The organism is Achromobacter sp. UMC71 (assembly GCF_014170305.1).
Lineage (GTDB): Bacteria > Pseudomonadota > Gammaproteobacteria > Burkholderiales > Burkholderiaceae_B > Achromobacter.
The window spans coordinates 108,639-130,201 of sequence record NZ_LZZT01000004.1 but is presented as its reverse complement, the minus strand read 5'-3'; the positions used below and the strand labels follow the sequence as shown (position 1 = coordinate 130,201).

The window sequence follows — 21,563 nt, the reverse complement described above, 5'->3', positions numbered from 1 at the left end:
CCATCGTGATGTCGACAGAATTCAAGCAGGGATATTGCACGCTTTGCCGCTCGCGATGCGGCACGGTCAACGAGGTGCGCGGCGACATGCTGATTGCTGTCCGCCCGGATCCGTCGCATCCGACCGGCGAAGCGATGTGCATGAAGGGCAAATCAGCGCCCGAGCTGGTGCACAGCCCCAACCGCCTGCAATACCCTTTGCGACGCACCACGCCGAAAGGCAGTCCGGACCCGGGCTGGGTGCGTATCAGTTGGGAGGAGGCCCTGGCGGAGACAGCGCAGCGGCTTGGTGCCATTCGGGCTGAAAGCGGCGCGGAGTCCGTCGTGTTCTCCGTCACGACGCCTAGCGGCACGCCGCTGAGCGACAGCATTGACTGGATCGAGCGGTTCGTGCGCCTGTTCGGCAGTCCCAATATCTGTTACGCCACCGAGGTCTGCAACTGGCACAAGGACTACGCGCATGCGTTCACCTTCGGCTGCGGCATGCCGCCAGCCGATTACGCCGAGGCCGACTTGATTGTCCTGTGGGGGCATAACCCCGCGAATACCTGGCTGGCGCAGGCATCCGCCATAGGCAAGGGCCGCATGCGCGGTGCAAGGATGATCGTGGTCGATCCGCGACCGACGGCGCTCGCCCGCCAGGCCGACGTCTGGCTGCCGGTACGTCCGGGCACGGATGCGGCCGTGGCATTGGGATTGATCCACCTGCTGATTTCGCAGGAGCGGTTCGACAAGGCGTTTGTGCGAGATTGGACGAATGGCCCACTGCTGGTGCGAGGCGACAACGGGCAATTTCTGCGCGAGCAGGATGTCCGGCCCGAGGCGGTGCATAACCGCTACATGGTGTGGAACGATGAACATCAAGGCGCCTGTCCCTATGACACCGAACAGGCGGCGCAGGGACAGCACAGCGCGGATTTTCGCTTGCGTGGCGCTGTGCTTGTCGATGTGCCGGGAACGGCAGGGCTGGTTTGCCATCCTGCGTTTGAATTGCTCGCCCAGGCCAGCGCCCACTACGAGCCGCGGGAAGTCGAACGCATTACCGGCGTGCCGGTGGCTTCGCTTCAGGCCGCGGCGGCGCTTTTTGGTTCGCTGGGCCGCATTGCCTACCACGCCTGGACAGGCATCGGCCAACACGCCAATGCCACCCAATCGGAGCGCGCGGTCGCCACGTTGTACGCGTTGACTGGGAGCTTTGATCGCATTGGCGGCAACCGGGTGCGCATCGGGCCGCCGGTCAACGCCGTAAACGCGCTGTCCCTGCTGGATGAGGCCCAGCGGATGAAGGCGCTCGGTATTGATGAACGGCCTATCGGCCCGCCCGCTCATGGCTGGGTGACGGCACGCGACACCTACCGGGCGATTCTGGAAGGACAGCCGTACAAGGTGCGCGCCATGATGGCGTTCGGCACCAACTTGCCGGTTTCTCAGGCGGATACGGCGCAGGCGAGCCGGGCGCTTTCCGAGCTTGAGTTCCATGTGCACTGCGATCTGTTCGAGACGCCGGCGGCCAAGTACGCGGATATTTTCTTGCCCGTGAACACGCCCTGGGAGCGCGAGGGGTTGCGCGTCGGCTTCGAGATCAGCGACCGTGCCGCCGGATGGGGCCAGCTGCGCCAGCGGATGGTGTCGCCGCGTGGAGAGTCGCGCTCTGACAACGATATCGTGTTCGAGCTCGCGTGCCGGCTCGGCCTGGGCGGCGACTTCTTCGGCGGCAGTCTGGAGGCCGGGTGGAATCACATTCTGGAACCGCTGGGGATCTCGGTGGAGCAGTTGCGAAAACGCCCAGAGGGCATCGCCTGCCCGGTCGATGCCGGCGAAAGAAAGTATGCGCGCCCGGCTGCGGCGGGCGTGCACGGCTTTGCAACGCCGACGCGGCGTGTCGAGCTGTATTCGGAAAACCTGCTTCGACATCGCCAGCCGCCATTGGCCGCATTTGTCGAGCCTGCCGACACGCCGCGTGAAGCGAACGCGACGCGGCAAGGCCGCTTTCCGTACGTGCTGAGCTCCGCCAAGAACGGCTTCTATTGCCACAGCCAGCATCGCAGCCTGGTATCGCTGCGCAAGAGGGCGCCGGAGCCGATAGCGGAGCTCTGCCCCGCGCTGGCCAACGCAAAAGGCATCCTGGATGGGGATTGGATACGCATACGCACACGCGTGGGCCAGGCCCGGTTCGTCGCCCGGATTACCCCGCAACTGGCCGACGGCGTCGTCGTGGCGGAGTTCGGATGGTGGCAAGGTTGCCCGGAACTCGATCGCGATGGCCTGCCCATAGAGGGCGCGGTCAACAGCAATTTCAATAACTTGATTTCGGCGGACCACCACGACCCCGTGAGTGGCTCCTCGCCGCTACGCTCGTTTCTCTGTGATGTCGAGTTGGACCCGTCCGTCGAGGCGCGCCAGCGCAAGTGGCCCGGCTATCGCGACTTCCGGGTCAGCGAACTGCGCCGGGAGGCCGAGGGCGTGCTGGGGATTCATTTTGAACCCGTGGACGGCATTGAATTGCCGGACTACCGTCCGGGGCAGCATATCGAGATAAAGCTGGATGGTGGCGAGGGCGTCGAGATCTCGCGTGCCTATTCACTTACCGGGCCCGCCGACGTGCCACATCGGCGCAGCTATCGCATCGCTGTGCGCCACCAGAAAGGTCAGTCGTCCGATGGCACGCCATTTGAAGGGCGGATGTCCGGCTTCCTGCACCGCAGGCTGCGCATGGGCGATGTCGTGTCGCTACGTTCTCCCAGTGGCGGCTGGGTCCTTCCGCGTCAATCGCCGCAACCGATTTGCCTGATCGCGGGCGGTATTGGCATCACGCCGTTCATCTGCCTGCTCGAGTCGCTGCCGGATGGCGCGGACGGGCCGGAAATCTGGCTTTACTACGCGAATCAGAACAGCGGTACACACGCGTTCCGCGAGCGTATCGCCTACCACCGCGCGCGATTGCCTCGACTGCACGTTTACGACTATTACGCAGCGCCCCTTCAAGGCGACCGGGAGGGCGTTGATTTCTCGGCGAAGGGTTACATCGATGCCAGTGTCGTGGACGATACGTTGATCGAACAACGTGTACGCGTTTACCTGTGCGGCCCGCCCGCGATGATGGATGCCGTGACCGCCGGACTCGTGGCGCGTGGCGTGCCGCGCTTCGACATTTTCAGTGAGCTATTCCGCTCTCCGTCCACGCCACCTTCGGGCAATGAGCAGTTCAACGTGACCTTCTCCCGTTCAGGGCGGGAGTCAGTGAAATGGACCTCCCAGCAAGGCACGTTGCTGACGTTTGCTGAATCCCTGGGCTTGCAGATGGCCAGCGGCTGCCGGGTCGGGCAATGCGAGAGCTGCGCGGTGCGGCTGGTGTCCGGCAAGGTGCGCCATCTGCATGGCAGCGAGCCCGACGATCCCAGCGTGTGCTTGGCCTGTCAGGCCATTCCGATCGAGGACGTCGTGCTTGATGCATGAGCAGACGCAAGTTTCCTTCCTGGCTAAAAAGGACAAACCATGAAAATCATCAATACCGCGGATACGCGGCGGGCGTTGCCGTTCGATCGCCTGATTCCGGCGCTAGAGCAGATGTTCATTTCCGGCTGCGAGGTGCCGTTGCGGCATACGCACGCCCTGCACGAGACGCCGCAGGAGTCGCCCATGACCGTGCTTATCATGCCGGCGTGGCAGCGTGACCGGTATTTGGGCATCAAGACCGTCAACATCTATCCCGGCAATGCCGCCCGTGGCCTGCCTGGCCTGTACTCCACCTATCTTCTCTACGACGCCAAGACGGGAGAGCCGCTGGCCCTGATCGACGGCAACGAAATCACATCGCGCCGCACCGCCGCGGCTTCCGCGCTCGCGGCCTCGTACCTGGCCCCTGCGGCCGCGCGCAGTTTGCTGGTGGTGGGCTGCGGACGCGTGGGCAGCCTTATCCCCGAAGCGTATCGGACGGTCCGGTCGATCGAAAGGGTCATCGTGTGGGATCGGGATGCCCGGGCGTCGACGTCCCTGGCCGAGACGCTGCGCACGCAAGGATTTGACGCCGGCGTAGCGGCAGACCTGGTCGGCGCGGTCAGCGAGGCTGATATTGTCAGTTGCGCGACGCTTGCCACCGAACCGCTCATCCCGGGTTCCGCGCTGCGTGCATGCAGCCATCTTGACCTGATCGGCAGCTTCACGCCGCAAATGCGCGAAGCCGATGACGCGTGCTTCAGCAATGCCCGCCTGTTTATCGATACGCAAGAGGCCTTGCAAAAGAGTGGTGAGTTGCTTGGCCCGATGTCGCGTGGCGTGTTTGCTGCGGGCGATGTTGCCGCAGACCTGGCGGACCTGGTGAACGGGAGAGTTCCCGGCCGCGGGGATTCAGCGGGCCGCACGGTCTTCAAGGCGGTCGGTACCGCGCTGGAGGATCTGGCCGCGGCGGCGCTGGTGTACGAAAGCACAACGTAGCCAGAAGCCTGAATCGCACGGGGAGGGTCACCGGGCCCGGGATGCGCGCGCTATCTCAAGATCACCGTGTAGCGGCGCATCGGTGCCTCGAAAAAGACATAGCCGATTTCGTTGACCCGGCCGCCCAGCACGATCTCTCGGGCGCCCATTGCGACGTCAGCGCCGTCGTCGGCCTGGATGGTGGCTTCGATGCAGTCGCCGGCGTGGTAGCCGGAGGTTTTGATGACCAGGTTCAAGTTGACGTAGTGATCGACCTCGTCGGTCGTGACGCGTGCGTGGTCGGGGCCGTTGGTCCAGTAGATTTCCTCGACCTTGCCGCCGGGCCTGTCCGTGGTGACGTGGCAGAGCGGGGAAGGGGCAAGAATCCGGATGGGCGCTTGCGCACTGCCAGGAGTGGGGGATTCGGCCGTGGCTGAAGCAGCCATGACGCCGAGGGCGACGGCGAGAAGGTGGCGTGAGAACTGCATGATTCACTGTGAACAGGGTTACGGCGTCTGAATGGGTCCCGGCGCTTTGCTCGCCCAGTTGTAGCCTAATCCCCGCCGATCCGCATGACCGACTTGCCGATCTGTTCCCGCGCCTCGATCCGCGCATGCACCTGTTGCACGTCATCCATCGCGTAGCGGCCTTCGATGTCGATGCGCAGCGAGCCTTCGAGAATGGCGCCGAAGACGGCGTCGGCGCGGCGCTGGACGGTGGCGCCGTCCTGCATGTGGTCGGCCAGCCGCGGGCGGGTCAGGAACAGCGAACCGGCTTCGCCAAGCTCGATGGGGTCCAGGTCGGTGACCGAGCCCGACACATTGCCATAGTTGATGACCAGGCCGCGTGTGCGGCAGGCCCGGAAGCTGTGGCGCAGGGTGGTCTTGCCGACCGAGTCGAACACCACGTCGACGCCCTGGCCCTGGGTGGCTTGCCGGATGCGGTCGGCAAAGCCGCCGTCGTCGTAGGGCAGCGCGTGGTCCGCGCCGCGCTGCACGGCGATGTCGCACTTCTGGGCGGTGCTGGCTGTGGCGAAGACCGTGGCGCCGCGGCGCTTGGCCATCTGCACCAGCAATTGGCCAATGCTGCCCGAGGCGGCGTGGACCAGGCAGGTGCTGCCGGGTTGCAGGCGGGCGATGTCTTCGACCAGGTAGTGGGCAGTGGCACCCTGGAAGATTGCCGCGGCGGCCAGGTCGAACGGGATCGGGTCCGGGATCTTGGCAATCCTGGCGGCCGGGATACTGGCGTATTCGGCGTAGCTGCCCCACGCGATGCACCAGGCCACGCGGTCGCCGGGGGCGAGGTGCGCGACGCCTGCGCCCACCTCCACGATTTCTCCGGCGCCTTCCATGCCCAGGGTGCAGGGCAGCCGGACGGGATAGGTGCTGGACGTGGCGTATTTGCCCTGGCGGGTGTGCACGTCCATGAAGTTGATGCCGGCGTAGGCGACCTTGACCAGGACGTGGCCGGGCGGGGCGACGGGCTTGGGGTGATCCGTGCGGATTTGCAGCACGCCGGGGCCGCCGTAGCTTTCGATGAGAATGGCTTTCATGGCGAGGGAGTTCCTGCGGTGATGGGCTTGCCCCATGGTAAAAGCAGCAGAATGGATAGAAAATTCCCCAATAATTCACCCTATCCGTGAGGAAATAACCCGATGTTCGATTGGCAAGACCTGTATTGCTTCACCGTCCTGGCGCGCACCGGCTCGCTGTCAGCGGCGGCGCGCGAGTTGCAGGTCGAGCACGCCACCGTGGGGCGGCGGATCGATGCGCTGGAAAAATCACTCGGTTTACGGCTGGTGGATCGCCTGCCGCGCAGCCGCCCCTTGACCGAAGACGGTCTGGCGTTGGCCCGGCTGGCCGCCGGCATGCAGGACGTCAGCACGGCCGTGGCGCAGCTGTCGCGCATCGCCTCCATCGAGGTGGCGGGCACGGTCAAGGTCAGCGCGCCGCCGTCATTGGCCAGCCATTGCATCGCGCCGGGCATGGCCGCGCTGCGCGAGCAATATCCGAAGCTCAACGTGGTGCTGCTGCCGTCGCTGTCGCTGGTGGCGCTGGACCGGGGCCAGGCCGATATCGCGCTGCGTACGGTGCGGCCCGAAGAAGAGGCCTTGATGCGCAGGCGGATCGGCATGGTGCGCTTCGCGCTTTATGCGAGTCCGGTGTTCTGCGAGACGCCCGCCGAGCAATGGCGCTTCATCGCCTACGACGACAGCGCCGATCATCTGCCGCAGCAGGCCTGGCTGCATCAGATCCGGCGGCACCGGCCCGTGGTGTTCTGCGCCAGCGACCTGACCGCGCAGCAGATGGCGGCGCGCGCCGGGGTGGGGGCGGTGGTATTGCCGACGCTGGTGGGCGACAACGACAGCGCGTTGCAACGCCTGCCGGTGGACAGCGCCGCGCCGGTGCGGGACATCTGGCTGACGGTCTATCCGGATTTGCGCCGGTCGCCGTCGGTCAAGGCCGCCATGGATTTCCTGGTGGCGTGCGTGCGGCAGGAGCCTCACCTGCAGCCTTGAAAAGGCGCAGCCGATAGCCGGCGGGCCTGGCGTCTACTTCGGTGACGCGGCAGCGCCTTCGGCCAGCATCTGGCGCAGGCGCGTACGGCGGCGTTCGAGATCGGCGATCTGCCGCTCGACCGAAGCCAGCCGCTGTCGCTGGACCAAGGACGTCTCCGAGCAGGCCGTCGCGCCTTCGATCATGCGCATGCAGTCGGGAAATCCGCGGATCTCGGCCAGGCTGAAGCCGGTCGCGATCAGGCGCTGGATCTGGCGCACCTGCACGATCGCCTGGGCCGAAAACAGGCGGTAGCCGTTGTCGGCGCGCGCCGAAGCGAGCAGGCCATGTTCATCGTAGTGACGGATCGACCGGATGCTTGCGCCGGTTGCCCGCGCGAGCGCGCCGATCGGCATGGGGGCTGGCATGGTGCTTGCCGCCGGACCGGCGGAGGGCGAGATCTTCATGTCTGGGGCAGGCGGGTGGCGCCTGAGGTGTCGCGGAGTGCTTGACTCTACCATCAGTGTGAGGGTCGAGACTGGAAATCCCTATGGAATCCAGGAGCCAGCCGTGATGCTGCACCCCACCCTTTTTTGCCGTTTTCGCCTAGTGCTGGCCGCCGTTGCCCTGGTGGCTGCGATGGCCAATGCGTTTGCAGAGACCAGGCAGTACCGCGTGACCGCGCCCGACGGCGTCACGCTGGCGGTTCAGGAGTCGGGCGACCCGGCAGGCCCGGCGGTCGTTTTCGTCCATGGCTTGCTGGGCAGCCACCTGAGTTGGGACGCCCAGGTGTCCAGCCCGTTGCTGCAGCGCTACCGCCTGATTACCTATGACCTGCGTGGCCACGGCTTGTCGGACAAGCCGGCGGCGCCGCAGGCTTATACCGACGGCCGCCGCTGGGCGGACGACCTGGCGGCGGTGATCGCCGCTTCCGGCGCGCGCGATCCGGTGCTGGTGGGCTGGTCGTTGGGCGCGGCGGTCGCGACGAATTACCTGGCCGGTTACGGCGACGGCCGCATCGCGGGCGCTGTCTATGTCGGCGGCGTGATCGAGTTGAATGCGGCACAGATCACGGCCCATCCCGATGTCTATCGCGACTTGGTGTCGGCCGATCTGAAGACGCGTCTGGATGCCGAACGCGCCTTCCTGGCGCTGTGCTTTCAGACGCAGCCCGATCCGGTCATGTTCCAACGCCTGCTCGCCAACGCGGCCCTGGCCGCGCCGCAGATGCAGGCCGCTGTGCCGTCAATGACGATCGCGGCCCCGGCTGGCCTGGGCGGGGTGCGCAAGCCGTTGCTGCTGATCTACGGCGCACACGATGCGCTGGTGCAGGCGGAGCCGTCCATGGACCGCGCCAAACGCTTGAATCCGCGCGTTCGCAGCAAGGTGTATACCGATTCGGGTCATGCGCCTTTCGTGGAAGAAGCGCAACGCTTCAACCGTGATCTGGCCGCGTTCATTGATGCGGCGACCGGGCATTGACGTTGACGGCGTCCGCGCGCCAGGGCTGCCGGGCCGATGACTTCGACGGTGGTGGGCTAGATCGAGGCGGATGACGTCGGCCATTGCACGCTCGACCCGCGCCATGTCTTGCGCAGGGCTTCTATGTCTTCAGGCGTATCAAGGTCCGTCACGTACGCCCGCTGTTCGCTGTAAAACGGCGCGACGCTGCCGGGCTGTTGCGTCATCCAGTCCCGTATGCCCAGGCCGGGCGGCAAGTCGTTGGCCGCCGCGGCGCTGCGGGCCGAGAGAATTACTGGGTGCCCGCGCACGCCGTCGACGATGGGCTGCATGATGCCGGCGTCAGGCGGGCGGGCTTGCCAGTGGCGGATCAAGGTCCCAACGGCATCGTCATCCAGCAGTGGCAGGTCGCCCAGCACCAGCATCAGGTCATGGCCGGGGCGGCCGGCGGCGTGCGCGGCCAGGCCCAGGCGTTGCGAGTCGATCAAGCTGCCGGCTTCCTGCGGAGGTCGCAGCGGCTGGATGGCGCCGCGCGCGGCCAGCGGCAGCAGGGTGGCGGCATACGGCCCGATGACGGCGCTGATGGCGTCCACGCCGTTGGCGCGCAAGGCCGCCGCCAGGCGTTCCAGCAGGCTGACGCCATCCACGTGCAGCGCCGCCTTGGGGCGGCCGCCCATCCGGGAGCCCTGGCCCGCGGCCAGGATGATGGCGGCGATGGGGGGATGCATGAGCGGCGGCCTATAGCCCGCAGACGCTGCTGTGCGGCGCCTCGGCGCTGCGCGAGGTGCGCGCCTTGCCGTCGGCCACGCTTTCCAGGCCGCCATGGTGGGCGCCGTTCTTGGCGGCCACCACTTCGGCCATGATGGACAGCGCGATCTCGGCGGGCGTCTTGCTGCCGATGAAAATGCCGGCCGGGCCGCGCAGCCGGGCGAGGTCGCCGTCGGTCATGCCGAAGTGTTCGCGCAGGCGCGCGCGGCGCTGCTGGCTGTTCCTGCGCGAGCCGATGGCGCCGATGTAGAACGCGTCGGACTGGACGGCGTCGATCAGCGCCAGGTCATCGAGCTTGGGGTCATGCGTCAGGGCCACGACGGCGGTACGCCGGTCGGGCTGCAGCCGCAGGATCAGGTCGTCGGGCATTTCCCGTGTGAAGGCGACGCCGTCGGGGCGCCAGGCGTCGTCGTGCGCGTCGCGCGGGTCGCAGACGATGATCTCGAAGCCCATCGTCAGCGCGATCTGGCACAGGAAGCGCGTCGTGTCACCCGCGCCGATCACGATGAGGCGGGCGGTGGGGCCGAAGCAGGCGGTTAGCGTGGACCGGGTCAGCTGGGGCATGCGGTCGGGCGGTCCGTCGGTCAGGGTGGCCTGCCCGGTTTCCAGGTCCAGCGAACGTTCCAGGCAGCGCCGCCGGCGGCAGCCGTCCAGCAGCGCGGGCAATTGGCTGTGGGGGCCGACGGATTCCAGCACCAGTTCGATGGTGCCGCCGCAGGGCAGGCCGAAGCGGTGCGCGTCGTCGGCCAGCACGCCATAGCGCAGCACTTCGGTGGGCGCGCCGCCGGGCCGCGCTTGCAGCCGGCCGGCACGGACGCGGTCCAGCAGATCGTCTTCGATGCAGCCGCCGGATACGGAGCCGGCCACCTGGCCCAGGCCGTTGATGGCCATGATCGAACCGGGCGGCCGCGGAGACGAGCCCCAGGTCCGCGCTACGGTGACCAGCCAGACAGGCAGCCCGGCATCGTGCCAGGCGACGGCGCTTTCGAGCACCAGGGTGTTGATGTCGGTCATGGGGGTCTCATGCGTTGAGCACCGCGCGCACGGCGTCGGGCGTGAAGGGCGCTTCGTAGAAGCGCCGGCCGGTGGCGTCGAAGAGCGCATTGGCGATGGCGGCGGGCCCCGGCACGGAGGCGGATTCGCCGGCGCCCATGGGCGGTTCGTCCTGGCGTGGGATCAGCAGCACGTCGATGGGCGGCAGGTCCTTGAAACCGATGATGGGGTAGCCGCCCCATTCGCGGCTGGCCACGCCCGCGTCATTGAAGCTGACTTTTTCGAGCAGGCTGCGGCTGAGCGTCTGGTTGACGTTGCCGTGGATCTGGTGGCGCACGCCGGCGGGGTTGACCACCATGCCGGTGTCCTGGCCCACGACGACGCGATCGATACGGATGCGGCCGCTGTCCGGATGCACGCACAGGTCGATGACCCAGGCCGCCCAGGCGGCGCCAAAGCCCGGGAACTTGCTGTGCACGTAGCGGGCATAGGCGACGCCGCGGCCATGCAGCAGACCGTCGGCGGCGGGCTGGCCACGCGTGCCGGGGGTCGACCGGCGCCAGCCGGCGCGCGCGGCGGTGGCTTCGATCAGCTCGATGGCACGGCGGTCGTCCAGGTGCCGGGTGCGGTAGTCGACGGGGTCCGCGCCCGCGGCGTGGGCCAGCTCGTCGATCATGCAGTCGTGCGCGAACGAGTTGGGCAGGGCCGAGACGCCGCGCAGCCAGGATGCCCGCATGATGGGCGGCATGTCGTGGCAGACGATGCGCCGGTGCGGATAACGATAGGGCGGCGCGGCGGTGCGGTCGCCCATTTCCAGGGTGCGGGGTTCGCCGGACACGCCGCCGGTCAGCAAAAGCGCCAGCAACGGTGCGTCGTTGGACGGATAGCGCACGCCGAAGTCGTAGGCCAGCAGCCCGCCTTGCGCATCGAGGGCGGCGGTGACGTCCATCAACTGGCCCGTCCCCTTGGGCTCCCATTGATGTTCCTGTTCGCGCGTCAGCTGGACGCGAACCGGCGCGGCCACCGCCATGGACAGCAAGGCGGCGTCCGCGCAGACGTCGTCGGCGCAGTTGCGGCCGTAGCAGCCGGCGGCCTCGAGCCGCACGATATCGATGCGGTCTTCACCCAGCTTCACCAGCCGGTCCAGGTCGGTGCGCAGCATGTGGGGGTTCTGGGTGCCGGCCCAGACCGTCAGCCGGCCGTCGCGGAAATCGGCGACCGCGCACGACGGGCCGATGGACGCGTGCATCTGGTACGGCCAGACGTAGGTGCGCTCAAGCCGCTGCGCCGCGCCCGCACAGGCCGCTTCGAAGCCGTCGTCGTCGATCAGGGTACGGGCTCGCGCCGGTTGGGTGCGGATGGCGCGGGCCAGGTCGCGCAGGTCGGGCGCGGGCGGCACGGGTTTCCAGCGGACTTTCAGCGCACGCATCGCGGCGATGGCTTGTTCTTCGCGATCGGCCACCACGCCGACGAAGTCGCCCTGCACCACGACCTGGACCTGGCCGGGCAGGTGGGCGACCGAGTCGCGGTCCACATCGATCAGGCACTGGCCGATGAAATCGCCGGCGTCGCGCCCCGGGTGCGGCGGGCGGATGACGCGGCCATGGCGCATGCCTGGCATCCGCACGTCGTGCACGAAGCTCAGTTCGCCGGTGGCCTTGGCGGGAATGTCCACGCGCGCCACGCCTTGGCCGACGATGCGGTAGTCCTGGGCGGGTTTGAGCCTGACGTCCTGGTCGGGGGCGGCCAGGTCCAGGCGTGCGTGCCGGCCCCGCAGCAAGTCGCCGTAGTGCAGCGTGCGCGGGTCGGCGTCCTGTATGAAACCGATCACGCCATCGCGCACGCGCAGCGCGTCGCGCGCAACGTTCCAGTGCGCGGCCGCGAGCATCAGCAGATGCTCGCGCGCCTGGGCCGCAGCGCGGCGCAAGGGCACCGCTGATATCTGGATGCTGGCGCTGGCGATCGTCGGTCCCTGGTTGGGCGCCGCATTGGTGTGTCCCAGCACCATGTCCAGCTGCGCCAGTGGAACGTCGAGCTCTTCGGCGACGATCTGCGCCAGCGAGGTGCGAATGCCTGTCCCCAGATCGACGTGGCCATTGAAGGCGACCGCCCGCCAGCCGGGTGCGTCTGGCTGGGCGCAGAGGGCGACGAAGATTTCCGGCGTCGCCTGGACGTAATCAGAGGCCGTCCCCGGTTGCCCCGGCGAGGGCCGGGGCGGGGCGGACGGCTTGCGCACGACCAGCAATGCGTCGGGGTGAGCGAGCAGCGCGTCGTACTGCGCATGGGGCTGGGGCAGGTTCATGGGATGGCGACAATCCGGGCCAGGGGCTGATTATGCCGACAATTCACGGCGCCAGAATCCGGGTCAACCCGCCATGGCCCGGGTGTCGGCCAGGGCCTGCGCCAGCGGCATGACAGCGGCGTATTTCTGCGCCATGTCGAACAGGTTGCTTTCGTGCGGCCCCAGGGCGCGGTCGCCGCAGCAGTCGGATACGACCAGCGGACGAAAGCCCGACTGCATGGCGTCGACGACGCTTGCGCGCACGCAGCCGCTGGTGACGCAGCCGGCGACCAGCAGCGTCTGCACGCCGCGCTGGGCCAGCCAGGGCGCGAGCATGGTGCCGAAGAACGCGGACGGCGTGCTCTTGCGCACCACGTATTCGCCGGCGGCGGGCGCGAGTTCAGGCACGATGGCGCTGTTGGGGCTGTCCTCTTTCAGCGTAAGCATGCCCGGCACCTTCAGGCAGAAGATGTTGCTGTCGGCGTCGTCGTCCGAGAACACGATGCGGCTGTGCGCGACGGGCCAGCCCTGCTGACGCGCATGGGCCAGCAGATGACGGGTCTGAGCGATGGCCGGCGCGATGTTGCCGCCGCCGAACACCGCCGGGTCGGCAAAGCCGTTGACGAAGTCGATGATCAACAGGCCGAAGGGCGCTTTCAGCGGCAACGGCGTGCCGAAGCCCTGGCGGGCATAGGCCGAGATGTCGCCGGCCACGCCGGCGGGAATCGTCTGGGATGGGGGCGTCATAGGGTTTCCTTGCGGCGGCTGGCGCGGGCCAGGCCTTCCTCGTCCTGGACCACGCCGTCGATGACGACCGGCTGGCCGTCCAATGCCACGCTGCAACGGCGCATCGGGATGTCGATATGGCAGGCGGTCGTGCGGTTGCCGCCGGCTTCGTTGTTCGGCCCCATCGACCAGAGGAAGTTGCCCTCGAAGGCGCGCGCGTCCATGCCGATGTGGGTTTCCTTGTTGTAGTGCGCCAGCATGGACCAGTGGGCGCGGGGTTGCAGGCCCCAGCCGATATGCGAGACGGCATAGGCCTCGGGGTCTTCGTACGACGCCATGTATTCCTTGAGCAGGTCGGCCTGCAGGCCGCCGTCGATGCGCACCACGTAGCCGCTTTCGATGGTGAGCGTGATGGGGTCGGTGACGTAGTCCTTCATGGGCAGCAGGATGTCGCCGCGGTCAAGCACTACGCGGCCGTGGCTTTCGCCTTCGTCGGGCCAGGTCAGCACGAAGCCGCTGGGCCAGTGGTCCCAGCGCCCCGGCTGGTCGACGAAGCCGTACTCGCTGATCGCCGGAAAGCTGCCCAGCTGGCAGCGCAGGTCCGTGCCCGCCCTGGACGTGATGTGCATCTGGCCGGCAGCCTCGATCTGCCTGGCGGCCGCCTGCACGCGGATGCGATCGGCATCCGTGGGAACCAGGCGGCACAGCACTTCGGGCGGTTCGATGGCCAGCAGGATCTTGGTGCCGGTTTGCAGGATCTCGTGCTGCTCGGGCGAGAACAGCAGCGTCATCAGGTCCAGCACCAGATCGCTGGCCTTGAGCGCGGCGATGGCGGCCGGATTGCCGGTGAGCGGCGTGGTGCCCAGATAGGCCAGGGAATCGCGGCTGAGGGACTTCTCGGCGTTGACCGGCGGCAGGTCCAGCCGGTTGACGCGGGCCTGCATGTCGCTGGCGGCGGCGATGGCGCAGCGCAGGGTCTGCGGGTGCGTATCGGCGCCGGTGAGCACGGTGACGATCTGGCCGGGTTCGAGCCGGGAGAGTGACAGCACCTGCTTCCAGGCATGGATCAGGTCGGTATCGCTGACGGACATGGCTTGCTCCTAGGGTCGCGAAGGTAGGGGGGGCGTGGCATCAGGCCACCTTGGCACCCAGGAAGTCGCCCAGGGCGGCATGAAAGCCTGCTTCGTTGTCCCAGGGAATCATGTGGCCGGCGTCGGGGACGCGCACGTGCTGCGTCTGCGGCGCCAGCTTGTGCCATTCGGTCACGTCGTCGTCGCCGACGACGCCGCCGCGTTCGGCGGTCATGAGCAGCAGCGGCGTGGTGACGCGGGGCAGGTCGGCATGGATGTCGTCGCGGCCGAAGTCCTCGAAGCTCTGGACGATGGCCGGTTCAAAGCAGGTGTGCAGCCACTGGGCCCGCAGCGTGCGCTGTTCGTCGGTCCAGGTGGGGCAGAACGCCCGCATGTCCTCGGCGCTCATGCCATGGGTGGCCTGGCGGATGGAGTCCACGTACCAAGCCAAGTTGGCCGGATAGGGCCGGCGGCCGGGGCCGGACACCGGCGGGTCGACGATGACCAGGCGGGTCAGCCCGGACGGCCCGCTGCGCGCGGCGCGCACGGCGATGCGGCCGCCCATGGAATGGCCAAGCAGCGCGTAGCGCGTCAGCCCCAGGGCCTGGGCCAGGGCGGTGACGTCGGCGGCCTGCGCGTCCAGACCGTAATCCAGGCCGGGGCCGGATGCGGACAGGCCGCGTCCGCGCACGTCCAGCACATAGGTGTCGAACTGGCGGCCCAGGCGTTCGGCCACGAAGCCCCAGGTGGCGGCCGGGCTGGTGATGCCGGGGATGACGATGACCGCGTCGCGGCCGGCGCGTTCGCCGCCATAGCGCAGGTAGTGCTGGCGGATGCCGTTGGCGTGGACGTGGGCGCCGTAGAGATAGGTGCTGGTGGGCGGATTCATGGGGCCTCGGTAAGCGGGCTAGGGTTTTCGATTAATTGAAAAACAGCGTATACGCTCTATTCTTGCAGGCATCGAGTTGAATCGCCAACATGATATTTATCATGGTTTTCACCTAATTTGCCCTGTATTGGTGCAGAAAATAAAGGGTAAACGCTATGTAGTCATGGCTGGGCAGGTTCTCTGCGAAATGCAGAAATTAAAGTGTGTACGGGCTAATTTTCAAAACGCTACAAGGAGATATCCGTGTCCAAATCCCCCCGAATCGCCGTCGTCGGCGCAGGCCTGGGCGGCGCCGCGACCGCGTCGCTGCTGCTCCAGCAAGGCCTGAACGTGCGCGTCTATGAACAGGCGCCCGGCTTTTCGCGCCTGGGCGCCGGCATTCACGTGGGCCCCAATGTCATGAAGATCCTGCGCCGCATCGGCGTCGAGGATGCGCTCAACGCCCAGGGCTCTCATCCGGATTACTGGTACAGCCGCCATTGGGAAACGGGCGACGTGCTGGCGCAGATTCCCTTGGGCGACTACGCCGTCAAGCACTATGGCGCCTCCTACCTGACGGTGCATCGCGGCGATTTTCACGCCTTGCTGATCGATGCGCTGCCGTCCAGCGCGATGGCCTACGGCAAGCAGTTGACCCGGGTCGAGGACCGCGGTGATCTGGTGGTGCTGCACTTTGCCGACGGCACGACGGAAGAGGCCGACATCGTGATCGGCGCCGATGGCGTCAATTCCTGCATCCGCGAGGAATTGCTCGGCCCTGAACTGCCCAAGTACGCCGGCTACCTGGCGCATCGCGCGGTATTTCCCACGCCGCAGGTCAAGGCCGGCATGCTGCCGTTTGACGACTGCGTGAAGTGGTGGAGCGACGATCGCCACATGATGACGTACTTTGTGACCAGCAAGCGCGACGAGCTCTATTACGTGACCGGCGTGCCGGTCGAGCACTGGGACCTGAACGACCGCTGGCTGGCCAGCAGCAAGGAAGAAATGCGCGAGGCCTTCCAGGGGTGGCATCCGACCGTCCAGGCGCTGATCGACGCGACGGTCGAAGTGACCAAGTGGTCGCTGCTGGAGCGCGATCCGCTGCCGCTCTGGAGCCGGGGCCGGCTGGTGCTGCTGGGCGATGCCTGCCATCCGATGAAGCCGCACATGGCGCAGGGCGCCGCGATGGCCATCGAAGATGGGGCGATGCTGGCGCGTTGCTTCAAGGAAGTGGGTGTGCACAACCATGAGCTGGCGTTCGCGCTGTACGAGGCCAACCGCGCCGAGCGTGCCAGCAAGGTGCAGCGGATCTCGCACGACAATACGTGGCTGCGGACCAATGAGGATCCGTCGTGGTGCTTTGGCTACGACGTGTTCTCGGTTCCGCTGATTGACCCGGCGGCCAAGGCCGTGGCCTGATACTTTTATGGGCTCGGGAACAGGATGGTCCTTTCCCGCGGCCCGCAGCCGCCGCCTGCCGACCTCTGGAACACTTGCCACGCCATGGGAACTTCCGCCAATTCCGACCCCGCCGTCCCGCCGCCGATCCGCTTGCGGGTCAACGGCCACGCCTGCGAGGTGCAGGCGGCGCCCGGGACGGCGTTGCTGCACGTGCTGCGCAACGATCTGGAATTGAACGGCCCGAAGTATGGCTGCGGGCTGGGCGAGTGCGGCGCGTGCACGGTGCTGATCGATGGCGTGGCGGCGCGTTCCTGTGTCATTCCGGTCCGGGCGGCGCAAGGGCGGCGCGTGACGACGCTTGAAGGCCTGGGCACGCGCCAGCGGCCCGGCCCCACGCAGCAGGCCTTCATCGAGTGCCAGGCGGCGCAGTGCGGCTATTGCCTGAACGGCATGATCATGACGGTGGAAGCCCTGTTGCGCCGCAATCCCAGCCCGACAGAACAGGAATTGCGCAGCGAGCTGCATCACAACCTGTGCCGTTGCGGCACGCATGTGGAAATCATGCAGGCCGCATTGCGGGCCGTGGAACTGAAGGCCGCCGAAGCGGCATCGTTCGCCGGGCCGCATGGCGGGCAGGGCGGGGCCGCGGCATGAGCCACCTCCCGCACGCCGCGGCGCTGCCGCCCGATCTGCTGCACGGCCTGGCGTTGCGGCCGCCGCGGGCAAGCTGGGATGGTGCGCGCTATCGCGGCAACCTGCTGGCCAGCGCCGACGTGGCCGGCGCCCGCGGCATGGCTGGGGTGGTGGACGCGGTGCGGCATGGCCATTTCGCGGGCGTGGTTGCGATGACGCCATTGCAGGCCCGCCAGGCCGCCGCCGCGTTCAATCCCGTCTGGCAATCTGGCGAGCACGAAAAGAATGAACGCCTGCCCGATACCGGGCAGGCCGACTACCGTTGGCGCATGGCCGCGGACCCCAGCGGCGCGGCGGCGCGCGTCGCCGTGTGGTGCCTGAATGGTCATGCCGGCGTGTGGCTGCCGGCTTGCCCGCAACAGGTACAGCGCCAGGTCAGGCACGAGTTGGCCGAACTGCTGCAATGGCCTGAGACGGCGATTCGCGTGACGCTCTGGCGCGATGACTCTTCCGACGGCGATGACGCGCCCGTGCATGCGCTGGGCTTGCTGGACGCCGCGGCCGATGCCGCGCTGCTGTCGCAAGCCGTGGGCCGGCCGGTGTGCGTGGCCTGCCAGCCGGCGACGGGCGGCGAGCTGGTCTTGCATGTCATGGCGCAAGCCGAGACGTCGATCACTGAACCGGCAACGGCGTCGCCTGCCACGACGATTGCCGCGAGCGGCCCGAAAGGGCTGCCCCAGGCGCTGGTGTCGGATACGCCCTGGGCGGTGCGCCCGAGCCTGGCGCGCCTGCTGAGCCGCCCCGGCTCCGCGCCCGCCAACGCGTACGCCTCGGTGCGCACCGATCTGGCCGTCCAGGCGGCCCGGGGCGCCTGCGGTCCGGCACAGGCCGGCGTGGACGACCTCGATGCCGCCCAGGTATTTGCCCAGGAAAGCCTGTGGCACGAGCAGGCGCTGGCCCAGGGCGAGGATCCCCTGGCCTGGCGGCTGCGGCATCTGCCGGCGGGGCCCGGCAGCGACCTGGCCAGGCAGGTGGCCGAGCAGGCCGGCAGCGTCGGCGGCGATGCCGTTGCGCAGGGCGCCGACGGCCGGTTGTGGGGGCGCGGCTTCGCGACGGCCACGGCACAGTGCGTGGATGAGGCCGGCGAAGATCGCGTGGTCTGGAGCGCCTGGGTGGCCGAAGTGGCGGTGCAACCGCGGACTGGGCACATCGAGGTGACGCGGGTGATCGCGGGCCACGACAGCCGGCAATTGCAGGCGGCGCAAGGCGCCTGCGTTCATCCGGAAATCACGCACCAGGCCCCGCAATGGCTGGAGGGCGCGCGCCGGCTGGTGGCGCCGTCTGCGGCCTTCGATGACTGGGGGAATGCGGATGCGGGCGTTGCCAATGCGCTGACGACCCGCGCAGGCAGCACCGATCTATCCCGCCGTGACCCGAACGGAATCGGTCCGCTATCGCATGGACGCCTGGACGTGGATGGCGTGGTCACGCTGCCGGCCGCGGCCGCCATCGCCAACGCCATCCAGGACGCGACCGGCGTGCGCTTGCGGCAGGCGCCTTTCCAGCCGGAGCAACTGCGGCTCGCGTTGGCGGACCGTGGCGCCGAGTCCTCCGGCAAGCCGTGGCGGCGCGGCTGGGGTTGGCTGGCGGCGGGCGCCGCCAGTTTGGCCGGACTGGCGGTGATGGCCTGGCCGATGAAGCCGGCATTGCCGCTGACGGCGGGGCCGGATGTGACGTTGTACTCGCCGCAAGCGATCGCGCGCGGCAGGCTGGTGGCGGCGGCAGGCGATTGCGTCGTTTGCCACACGGCGCCGGGCGGCGCCGCCAATGCCGGCGGCTTCGCGCTGGAGACGCCCTTTGGCACGGTGTATTCGACCAACATCACGCCGGACAACGACACCGGTATCGGCCGGTGGTCCTTTGCCGCCTTCGACCGCGCCATGCGCCAGGGCATCCACCAGGACGGCCGCCAGCTCTATCCCGCCTTTCCATACACGGCCTTCGCCAAGCTCAGCGACGCGGACATGCAGGCGCTGTACGGCTACCTCATGTCGCAGCCCGCCGTAGCGTCCAAGCCGCCCGAAACGAAGCTGGCGTTTCCGTACAACCTGCGTCCGATGATCGCCGGGTGGAACCTGCTGTTCCACAACGCCGCCCCGTATTCGCCGGATCCTGCCTACAGCGTGGAGTGGAATCGCGGGGCCTATCTGGTGCAGGGCGCGGGCCACTGCGCCGCCTGCCATTCTCCGCGCAACAGCCTGGGCGCGGAAAAGGCCGGCCTGAACTATCTGAGTGGCGGCGAAGCCGAGGGCTGGACCGCACCACCCTTGAACCGGCTGGCCGACGGCACGCTGCCCTGGACGCGCGAAGGCCTGTTCCAATACCTGCGCACCGGCTATTCTCCGCGGCACGGCGTGGCCGCGGGGCCGATGGCACCGGTGATCCATGGCCTGGCCGAATTGCCCGAAAGTGATGTGCGGGCCATGGTGACCTATCTGATGGACCTGCCGGACCCTGCCGGAGCAACCCGACAAGCCGCCGCGCCCAGCGCGGCACCGGCGGGGCCCGTCCCCGCCGCGCAAGCCGCGCAGGCTCCCGCCACGGATCTGTCCTCGCAGTTCAGGCAGGTGAACGGTGAGCGCATCTACCAGAACGCCTGCGCCGCCTGCCACGAGGCGGGCAGCGGCCCCACGCTGTTCGGCGCCAAGCCGTTGCTGGGGCTGAACACCAATCTGCATGCCGCCACGCCGGACAACCTGATCCAGGTGATCCTGCATGGCATCCAGGCGCCGGCCAATGATGAACTGGGCTACATGCCGGGATTCAAGGACAGCCTGGATGACCCGCAGATTGCGGATTTGATCGACTATTTGCGCGAGCGGTTTGCGCCGGAGGAAAAGCACTGGCCAGTGGACATGACGATGATTAGCCGGCTGCGCGAGCACGCGCCGTCGCAGTAAGGGGAAAACACCAGGGCGTATCCGCCCGCCGCTGTGCGCATGCCGTCGGTCATTCCGCACAGCCATCCATCGGTAGCTCGTATCGGCCCAGGCTTGGCGCCGAGGGGAGCGCTTGCGCCGTTCGTTTCGCTACACAAGGGGAATACTCACATGTCAGCTTCATATGTTTCGGTGGAAAAAGGCATCCAGCTAGCGGGTGTCGGGAAGTTCCAGTACCGGTTGTTCGTGATCTTCGGCCTGGTCTGGCTGGCGGACGCGATGCAGGTGCTGTCGATCGGCTTTTCCGCGCCGTCCATTGCCAAGACCTTTGGCGTGACGATGCCGCAGGCGCTGCAGACCGGCACCGCCTTCTTCGTCGGGATGCTGATCGGCGCCTTCGTGTTCGGCCGCCTGGCCGACCGGATTGGCCGCCGGCCGGTGCTGATGATGGCGGTGGTCATCGACGCTTGCGCCGGCGTTGCGTCGGCCTTCGCGCCGGAGCTGAGCTGGTTGCTGCTGCTGCGTTTCATCACGGGCATCGGCGTGGGCGGCACGCTGCCTGTGGACTACACCATGATGGCCGAGTTCCTGCCCAGCGACCGCCGCGGCCGCTGGCTGGTGCTGCTGGAATCGTTCTGGGCCGTGGGCACCATCTGCCTGGCGCTGCTGGCGCTGGCCGCCGTGTCCTGGGGCGACGACGCATGGCGCGTGATCTTCTTCGTGACCGGCCTGCCGGCCTTGATCGGGGTGGCGCTGCGCTTTTACATTCCGGAATCGCCGATGTACCTGAACCGCAATGGCAAGTCGGACCAGGCGCGCAAGGTGCTCGAGCGCGTGGCGCGGGTCAACGGCAGCACGGCCGAGATGCCGGCGCTCAAGCCCGAGCTGCAAGAGCGCAAGCCGCTGTCCGCCTTGTTCTCGGCCGACTACCGCCGCCGCAGCATCTCGCTGTTCCTGGCGTGGGCGCTGATTTCCATCGCGTACTACGGCGTGTTCGTCTACCTGCCGATCAAGCTCAGCAGTGAAGGTTTTGCGTTCATGCGCGGCCAGGAGTTCCTGGTGCTGCTGGCGCTGGTGCAATTGCCCGGCTTCGCGCTGTCGGCCTACGGGGTCGAGCGCTGGGGCCGCAAGCCCACGCTGATCGGCTTCCTGATCCTGAGCGCGGTCGGTTGCATGCTGTACAGCCTGGGCACGGCGCCGGCCGTGGTGATCGGGTCGACTTTGCTGATGAGCTTCTCGTTGCTGGGCACCTGGGGCGCGCTGTACGCGTTCACGCCCGAGGTCTATCCGACCGACCTGCGTGCCAGCGGCATGGGCATGGCGGGCGCGGTGGCGCGTTTCGGCGGGTTGTTCGCGCCGGCCATCATCGCGCCGCTGATGGCCAACCACTTCACGCTGTCGCTGGTGGTGCTGTCCAGCATGCTGGTGGCGGGCGCCGTGTCGATCTGGGCGGTGGACGTGGAGTCGCGCAACCGCGCGCTGGACTAAGGCATCCCGAGGCCCGTGCGGCGCG

At 67.7% G+C, this 21,563-nt stretch carries 17 protein-coding genes; 8 read left to right on the top strand and 9 right to left on the bottom strand.

The genetic code is table 11. The annotated features are described in order from the left end of the window. Positions 1-8: 8 nt before the first annotated feature. Both A9974_RS01230 and A9974_RS01225 read left to right on the top strand, forming a co-directional pair. The gene (locus A9974_RS01230; protein WP_183002378.1) at positions 9-3,455 is read left to right on the top strand and encodes a molybdopterin-dependent oxidoreductase; all 3,447 of its coding nucleotides are present in this window, start codon (positions 9-11) and stop codon (positions 3,453-3,455) included. Positions 3,456-3,494: 39 nt separating this feature from the next. Continuing rightward, positions 3,495-4,433 carry an ornithine cyclodeaminase family protein gene (locus A9974_RS01225; protein WP_183002377.1) on the top strand — a complete coding sequence of 313 codons (939 nt, stop codon included), beginning with the start codon at positions 3,495-3,497 and terminating at the stop codon, positions 4,431-4,433. A 50-nt stretch (positions 4,434-4,483) separates the two neighbouring features. On the opposite strand, the gene A9974_RS01220 is transcribed toward A9974_RS01225, so the two are convergent. Together A9974_RS01220 and A9974_RS01215 are read right to left on the bottom strand one after the other, a co-directional pair. Continuing rightward, positions 4,484-4,858: a hypothetical protein gene (locus A9974_RS01220; protein ID WP_183002376.1), complete on the bottom strand. Its 375-nt coding sequence runs from the start codon at positions 4,856-4,858 to the stop codon at positions 4,484-4,486. A gap of 107 nt (positions 4,859-4,965) precedes the next feature. Continuing rightward, on the bottom strand, positions 4,966-5,964 hold the full coding sequence (locus A9974_RS01215; protein ID WP_183002375.1) for a quinone oxidoreductase: 999 nt from the start codon (positions 5,962-5,964) through the stop codon (positions 4,966-4,968). Between the two features lie 102 nt (positions 5,965-6,066). Between A9974_RS01215 and A9974_RS01210 the strand changes: the two genes are divergently transcribed. Then, on the top strand, positions 6,067-6,930 hold the full coding sequence (locus A9974_RS01210; protein ID WP_183002374.1) for a LysR family transcriptional regulator: 864 nt from the start codon (positions 6,067-6,069) through the stop codon (positions 6,928-6,930). Between the two features lie 33 nt (positions 6,931-6,963). On the opposite strand, the gene A9974_RS01205 is transcribed toward A9974_RS01210, so the two are convergent. Continuing rightward, positions 6,964-7,374, bottom strand: coding sequence for a MerR family transcriptional regulator (locus tag A9974_RS01205; RefSeq protein WP_255467950.1), 411 nt, complete (start codon positions 7,372-7,374; stop codon positions 6,964-6,966). Positions 7,375-7,480: 106 nt separating this feature from the next. On the opposite strand from A9974_RS01205, the gene A9974_RS01200 reads away from it, so the two are divergent. Beyond that, a complete protein-coding gene (locus tag A9974_RS01200; protein ID WP_183002373.1) occupies positions 7,481-8,389 on the top strand; it encodes an alpha/beta fold hydrolase in 909 nt (302 codons plus the stop codon). A gap of 56 nt (positions 8,390-8,445) precedes the next feature. Here A9974_RS01200 and A9974_RS01195 read toward each other — a convergent pair whose 3' ends face one another. From A9974_RS01195 to A9974_RS01170, 6 genes are all read right to left on the bottom strand, one after another. Beyond that, positions 8,446-9,096 carry an NTP transferase domain-containing protein gene (locus A9974_RS01195; RefSeq protein WP_183002372.1) on the bottom strand — a complete coding sequence of 217 codons (651 nt, stop codon included), beginning with the start codon at positions 9,094-9,096 and terminating at the stop codon, positions 8,446-8,448. 10 nt (positions 9,097-9,106) lie between these two features. Further along, entirely contained in the window at positions 9,107-10,150 is a 1,044-nt protein-coding gene (locus A9974_RS01190) for an XdhC family protein (RefSeq protein ID WP_183002371.1), read from the bottom strand. A gap of 7 nt (positions 10,151-10,157) precedes the next feature. After that, positions 10,158-12,431, bottom strand: coding sequence for a molybdopterin cofactor-binding domain-containing protein (locus A9974_RS01185; RefSeq protein ID WP_183002370.1), 2,274 nt, complete (start codon positions 12,429-12,431; stop codon positions 10,158-10,160). A gap of 63 nt (positions 12,432-12,494) precedes the next feature. Continuing rightward, positions 12,495-13,157 (bottom strand): N-carbamoylsarcosine amidohydrolase, encoded by a 663-nt coding sequence (locus A9974_RS01180; RefSeq protein WP_183002369.1) that lies wholly within the window; start codon positions 13,155-13,157, stop codon positions 12,495-12,497. Continuing rightward, positions 13,154-14,227: a 2,5-dihydroxypyridine 5,6-dioxygenase gene (locus tag A9974_RS01175; protein WP_183002368.1), complete on the bottom strand. Its 1,074-nt coding sequence runs from the start codon at positions 14,225-14,227 to the stop codon at positions 13,154-13,156. The genes A9974_RS01180 and A9974_RS01175 overlap by 4 nt, the downstream gene beginning before the upstream one ends. A gap of 40 nt (positions 14,228-14,267) precedes the next feature. Next, a complete protein-coding gene (locus tag A9974_RS01170) occupies positions 14,268-15,095 on the bottom strand; it encodes an alpha/beta fold hydrolase (protein ID WP_183002367.1) in 828 nt (275 codons plus the stop codon). A gap of 243 nt (positions 15,096-15,338) precedes the next feature. Here A9974_RS01170 and A9974_RS01165 point away from each other — a divergent pair, with 243 nt between their 5' ends. The 4 genes from A9974_RS01165 (at position 15,339) to A9974_RS01150 (ending at position 21,538) form a co-directional block, all read left to right on the top strand. Beyond that, positions 15,339-16,496, top strand: coding sequence for an FAD-dependent monooxygenase (locus A9974_RS01165; protein WP_183002366.1), 1,158 nt, complete (start codon positions 15,339-15,341; stop codon positions 16,494-16,496). 84 nt (positions 16,497-16,580) lie between these two features. Continuing rightward, entirely contained in the window at positions 16,581-17,132 is a 552-nt protein-coding gene (locus A9974_RS01160; protein WP_183002365.1) for a (2Fe-2S)-binding protein, read from the top strand. Next, positions 17,129-20,071: a c-type cytochrome gene (locus tag A9974_RS01155; protein ID WP_183002364.1), complete on the top strand. Its 2,943-nt coding sequence runs from the start codon at positions 17,129-17,131 to the stop codon at positions 20,069-20,071. Before A9974_RS01160 ends, A9974_RS01155 begins: the two co-directional genes overlap by 4 nt. Positions 20,072-20,221: 150 nt before the next feature. Continuing rightward, positions 20,222-21,538 (top strand): MFS transporter, encoded by a 1,317-nt coding sequence (locus tag A9974_RS01150; RefSeq protein ID WP_183002363.1) that lies wholly within the window; start codon positions 20,222-20,224, stop codon positions 21,536-21,538. The last annotated feature ends 25 nt before the right edge of the window (positions 21,539-21,563 follow it).

Bases quoted from the DNA above. Each gene is read 5' to 3' on its own strand.
- A9974_RS01195 (WP_183002372.1), bottom strand. From the start codon at position 9,096: ATGCATCCCCCCATCGCCGCCATCATCCTGGCCGCGGGCCAGGGCTCC.
- A9974_RS01180 (WP_183002369.1), bottom strand. From the start codon at position 13,157: ATGACGCCCCCATCCCAGACGATTCCCGCCGGCGTGGCCGGCGACATC.
- A9974_RS01170 (WP_183002367.1), bottom strand. From the start codon at position 15,095: ATGAATCCGCCCACCAGCACCTATCTCTACGGCGCCCACGTCCACGCC.
- A9974_RS01210 (WP_183002374.1), top strand. From the start codon at position 6,067: ATGTTCGATTGGCAAGACCTGTATTGCTTCACCGTCCTGGCGCGCACC.
- A9974_RS01205 (WP_255467950.1), bottom strand. From the start codon at position 7,374: ATGAAGATCTCGCCCTCCGCCGGTCCGGCGGCAAGCACCATGCCAGCC.
- A9974_RS01150 (WP_183002363.1), top strand. From the start codon at position 20,222: ATGTCAGCTTCATATGTTTCGGTGGAAAAAGGCATCCAGCTAGCGGGT.
- A9974_RS01190 (WP_183002371.1), bottom strand. From the start codon at position 10,150: ATGACCGACATCAACACCCTGGTGCTCGAAAGCGCCGTCGCCTGGCAC.
- A9974_RS01185 (WP_183002370.1), bottom strand. From the start codon at position 12,431: ATGAACCTGCCCCAGCCCCATGCGCAGTACGACGCGCTGCTCGCTCAC.
- A9974_RS01200 (WP_183002373.1), top strand. From the start codon at position 7,481: ATGCTGCACCCCACCCTTTTTTGCCGTTTTCGCCTAGTGCTGGCCGCC.
- A9974_RS01220 (WP_183002376.1), bottom strand. From the start codon at position 4,858: ATGGCTGCTTCAGCCACGGCCGAATCCCCCACTCCTGGCAGTGCGCAA.
- A9974_RS01225 (WP_183002377.1), top strand. From the start codon at position 3,495: ATGAAAATCATCAATACCGCGGATACGCGGCGGGCGTTGCCGTTCGAT.
- A9974_RS01215 (WP_183002375.1), bottom strand. From the start codon at position 5,964: ATGAAAGCCATTCTCATCGAAAGCTACGGCGGCCCCGGCGTGCTGCAA.
- A9974_RS01230 (WP_183002378.1), top strand. From the start codon at position 9: ATGTCGACAGAATTCAAGCAGGGATATTGCACGCTTTGCCGCTCGCGA.
- A9974_RS01160 (WP_183002365.1), top strand. From the start codon at position 16,581: ATGGGAACTTCCGCCAATTCCGACCCCGCCGTCCCGCCGCCGATCCGC.
- A9974_RS01175 (WP_183002368.1), bottom strand. From the start codon at position 14,227: ATGTCCGTCAGCGATACCGACCTGATCCATGCCTGGAAGCAGGTGCTG.
- A9974_RS01155 (WP_183002364.1), top strand. From the start codon at position 17,129: ATGAGCCACCTCCCGCACGCCGCGGCGCTGCCGCCCGATCTGCTGCAC.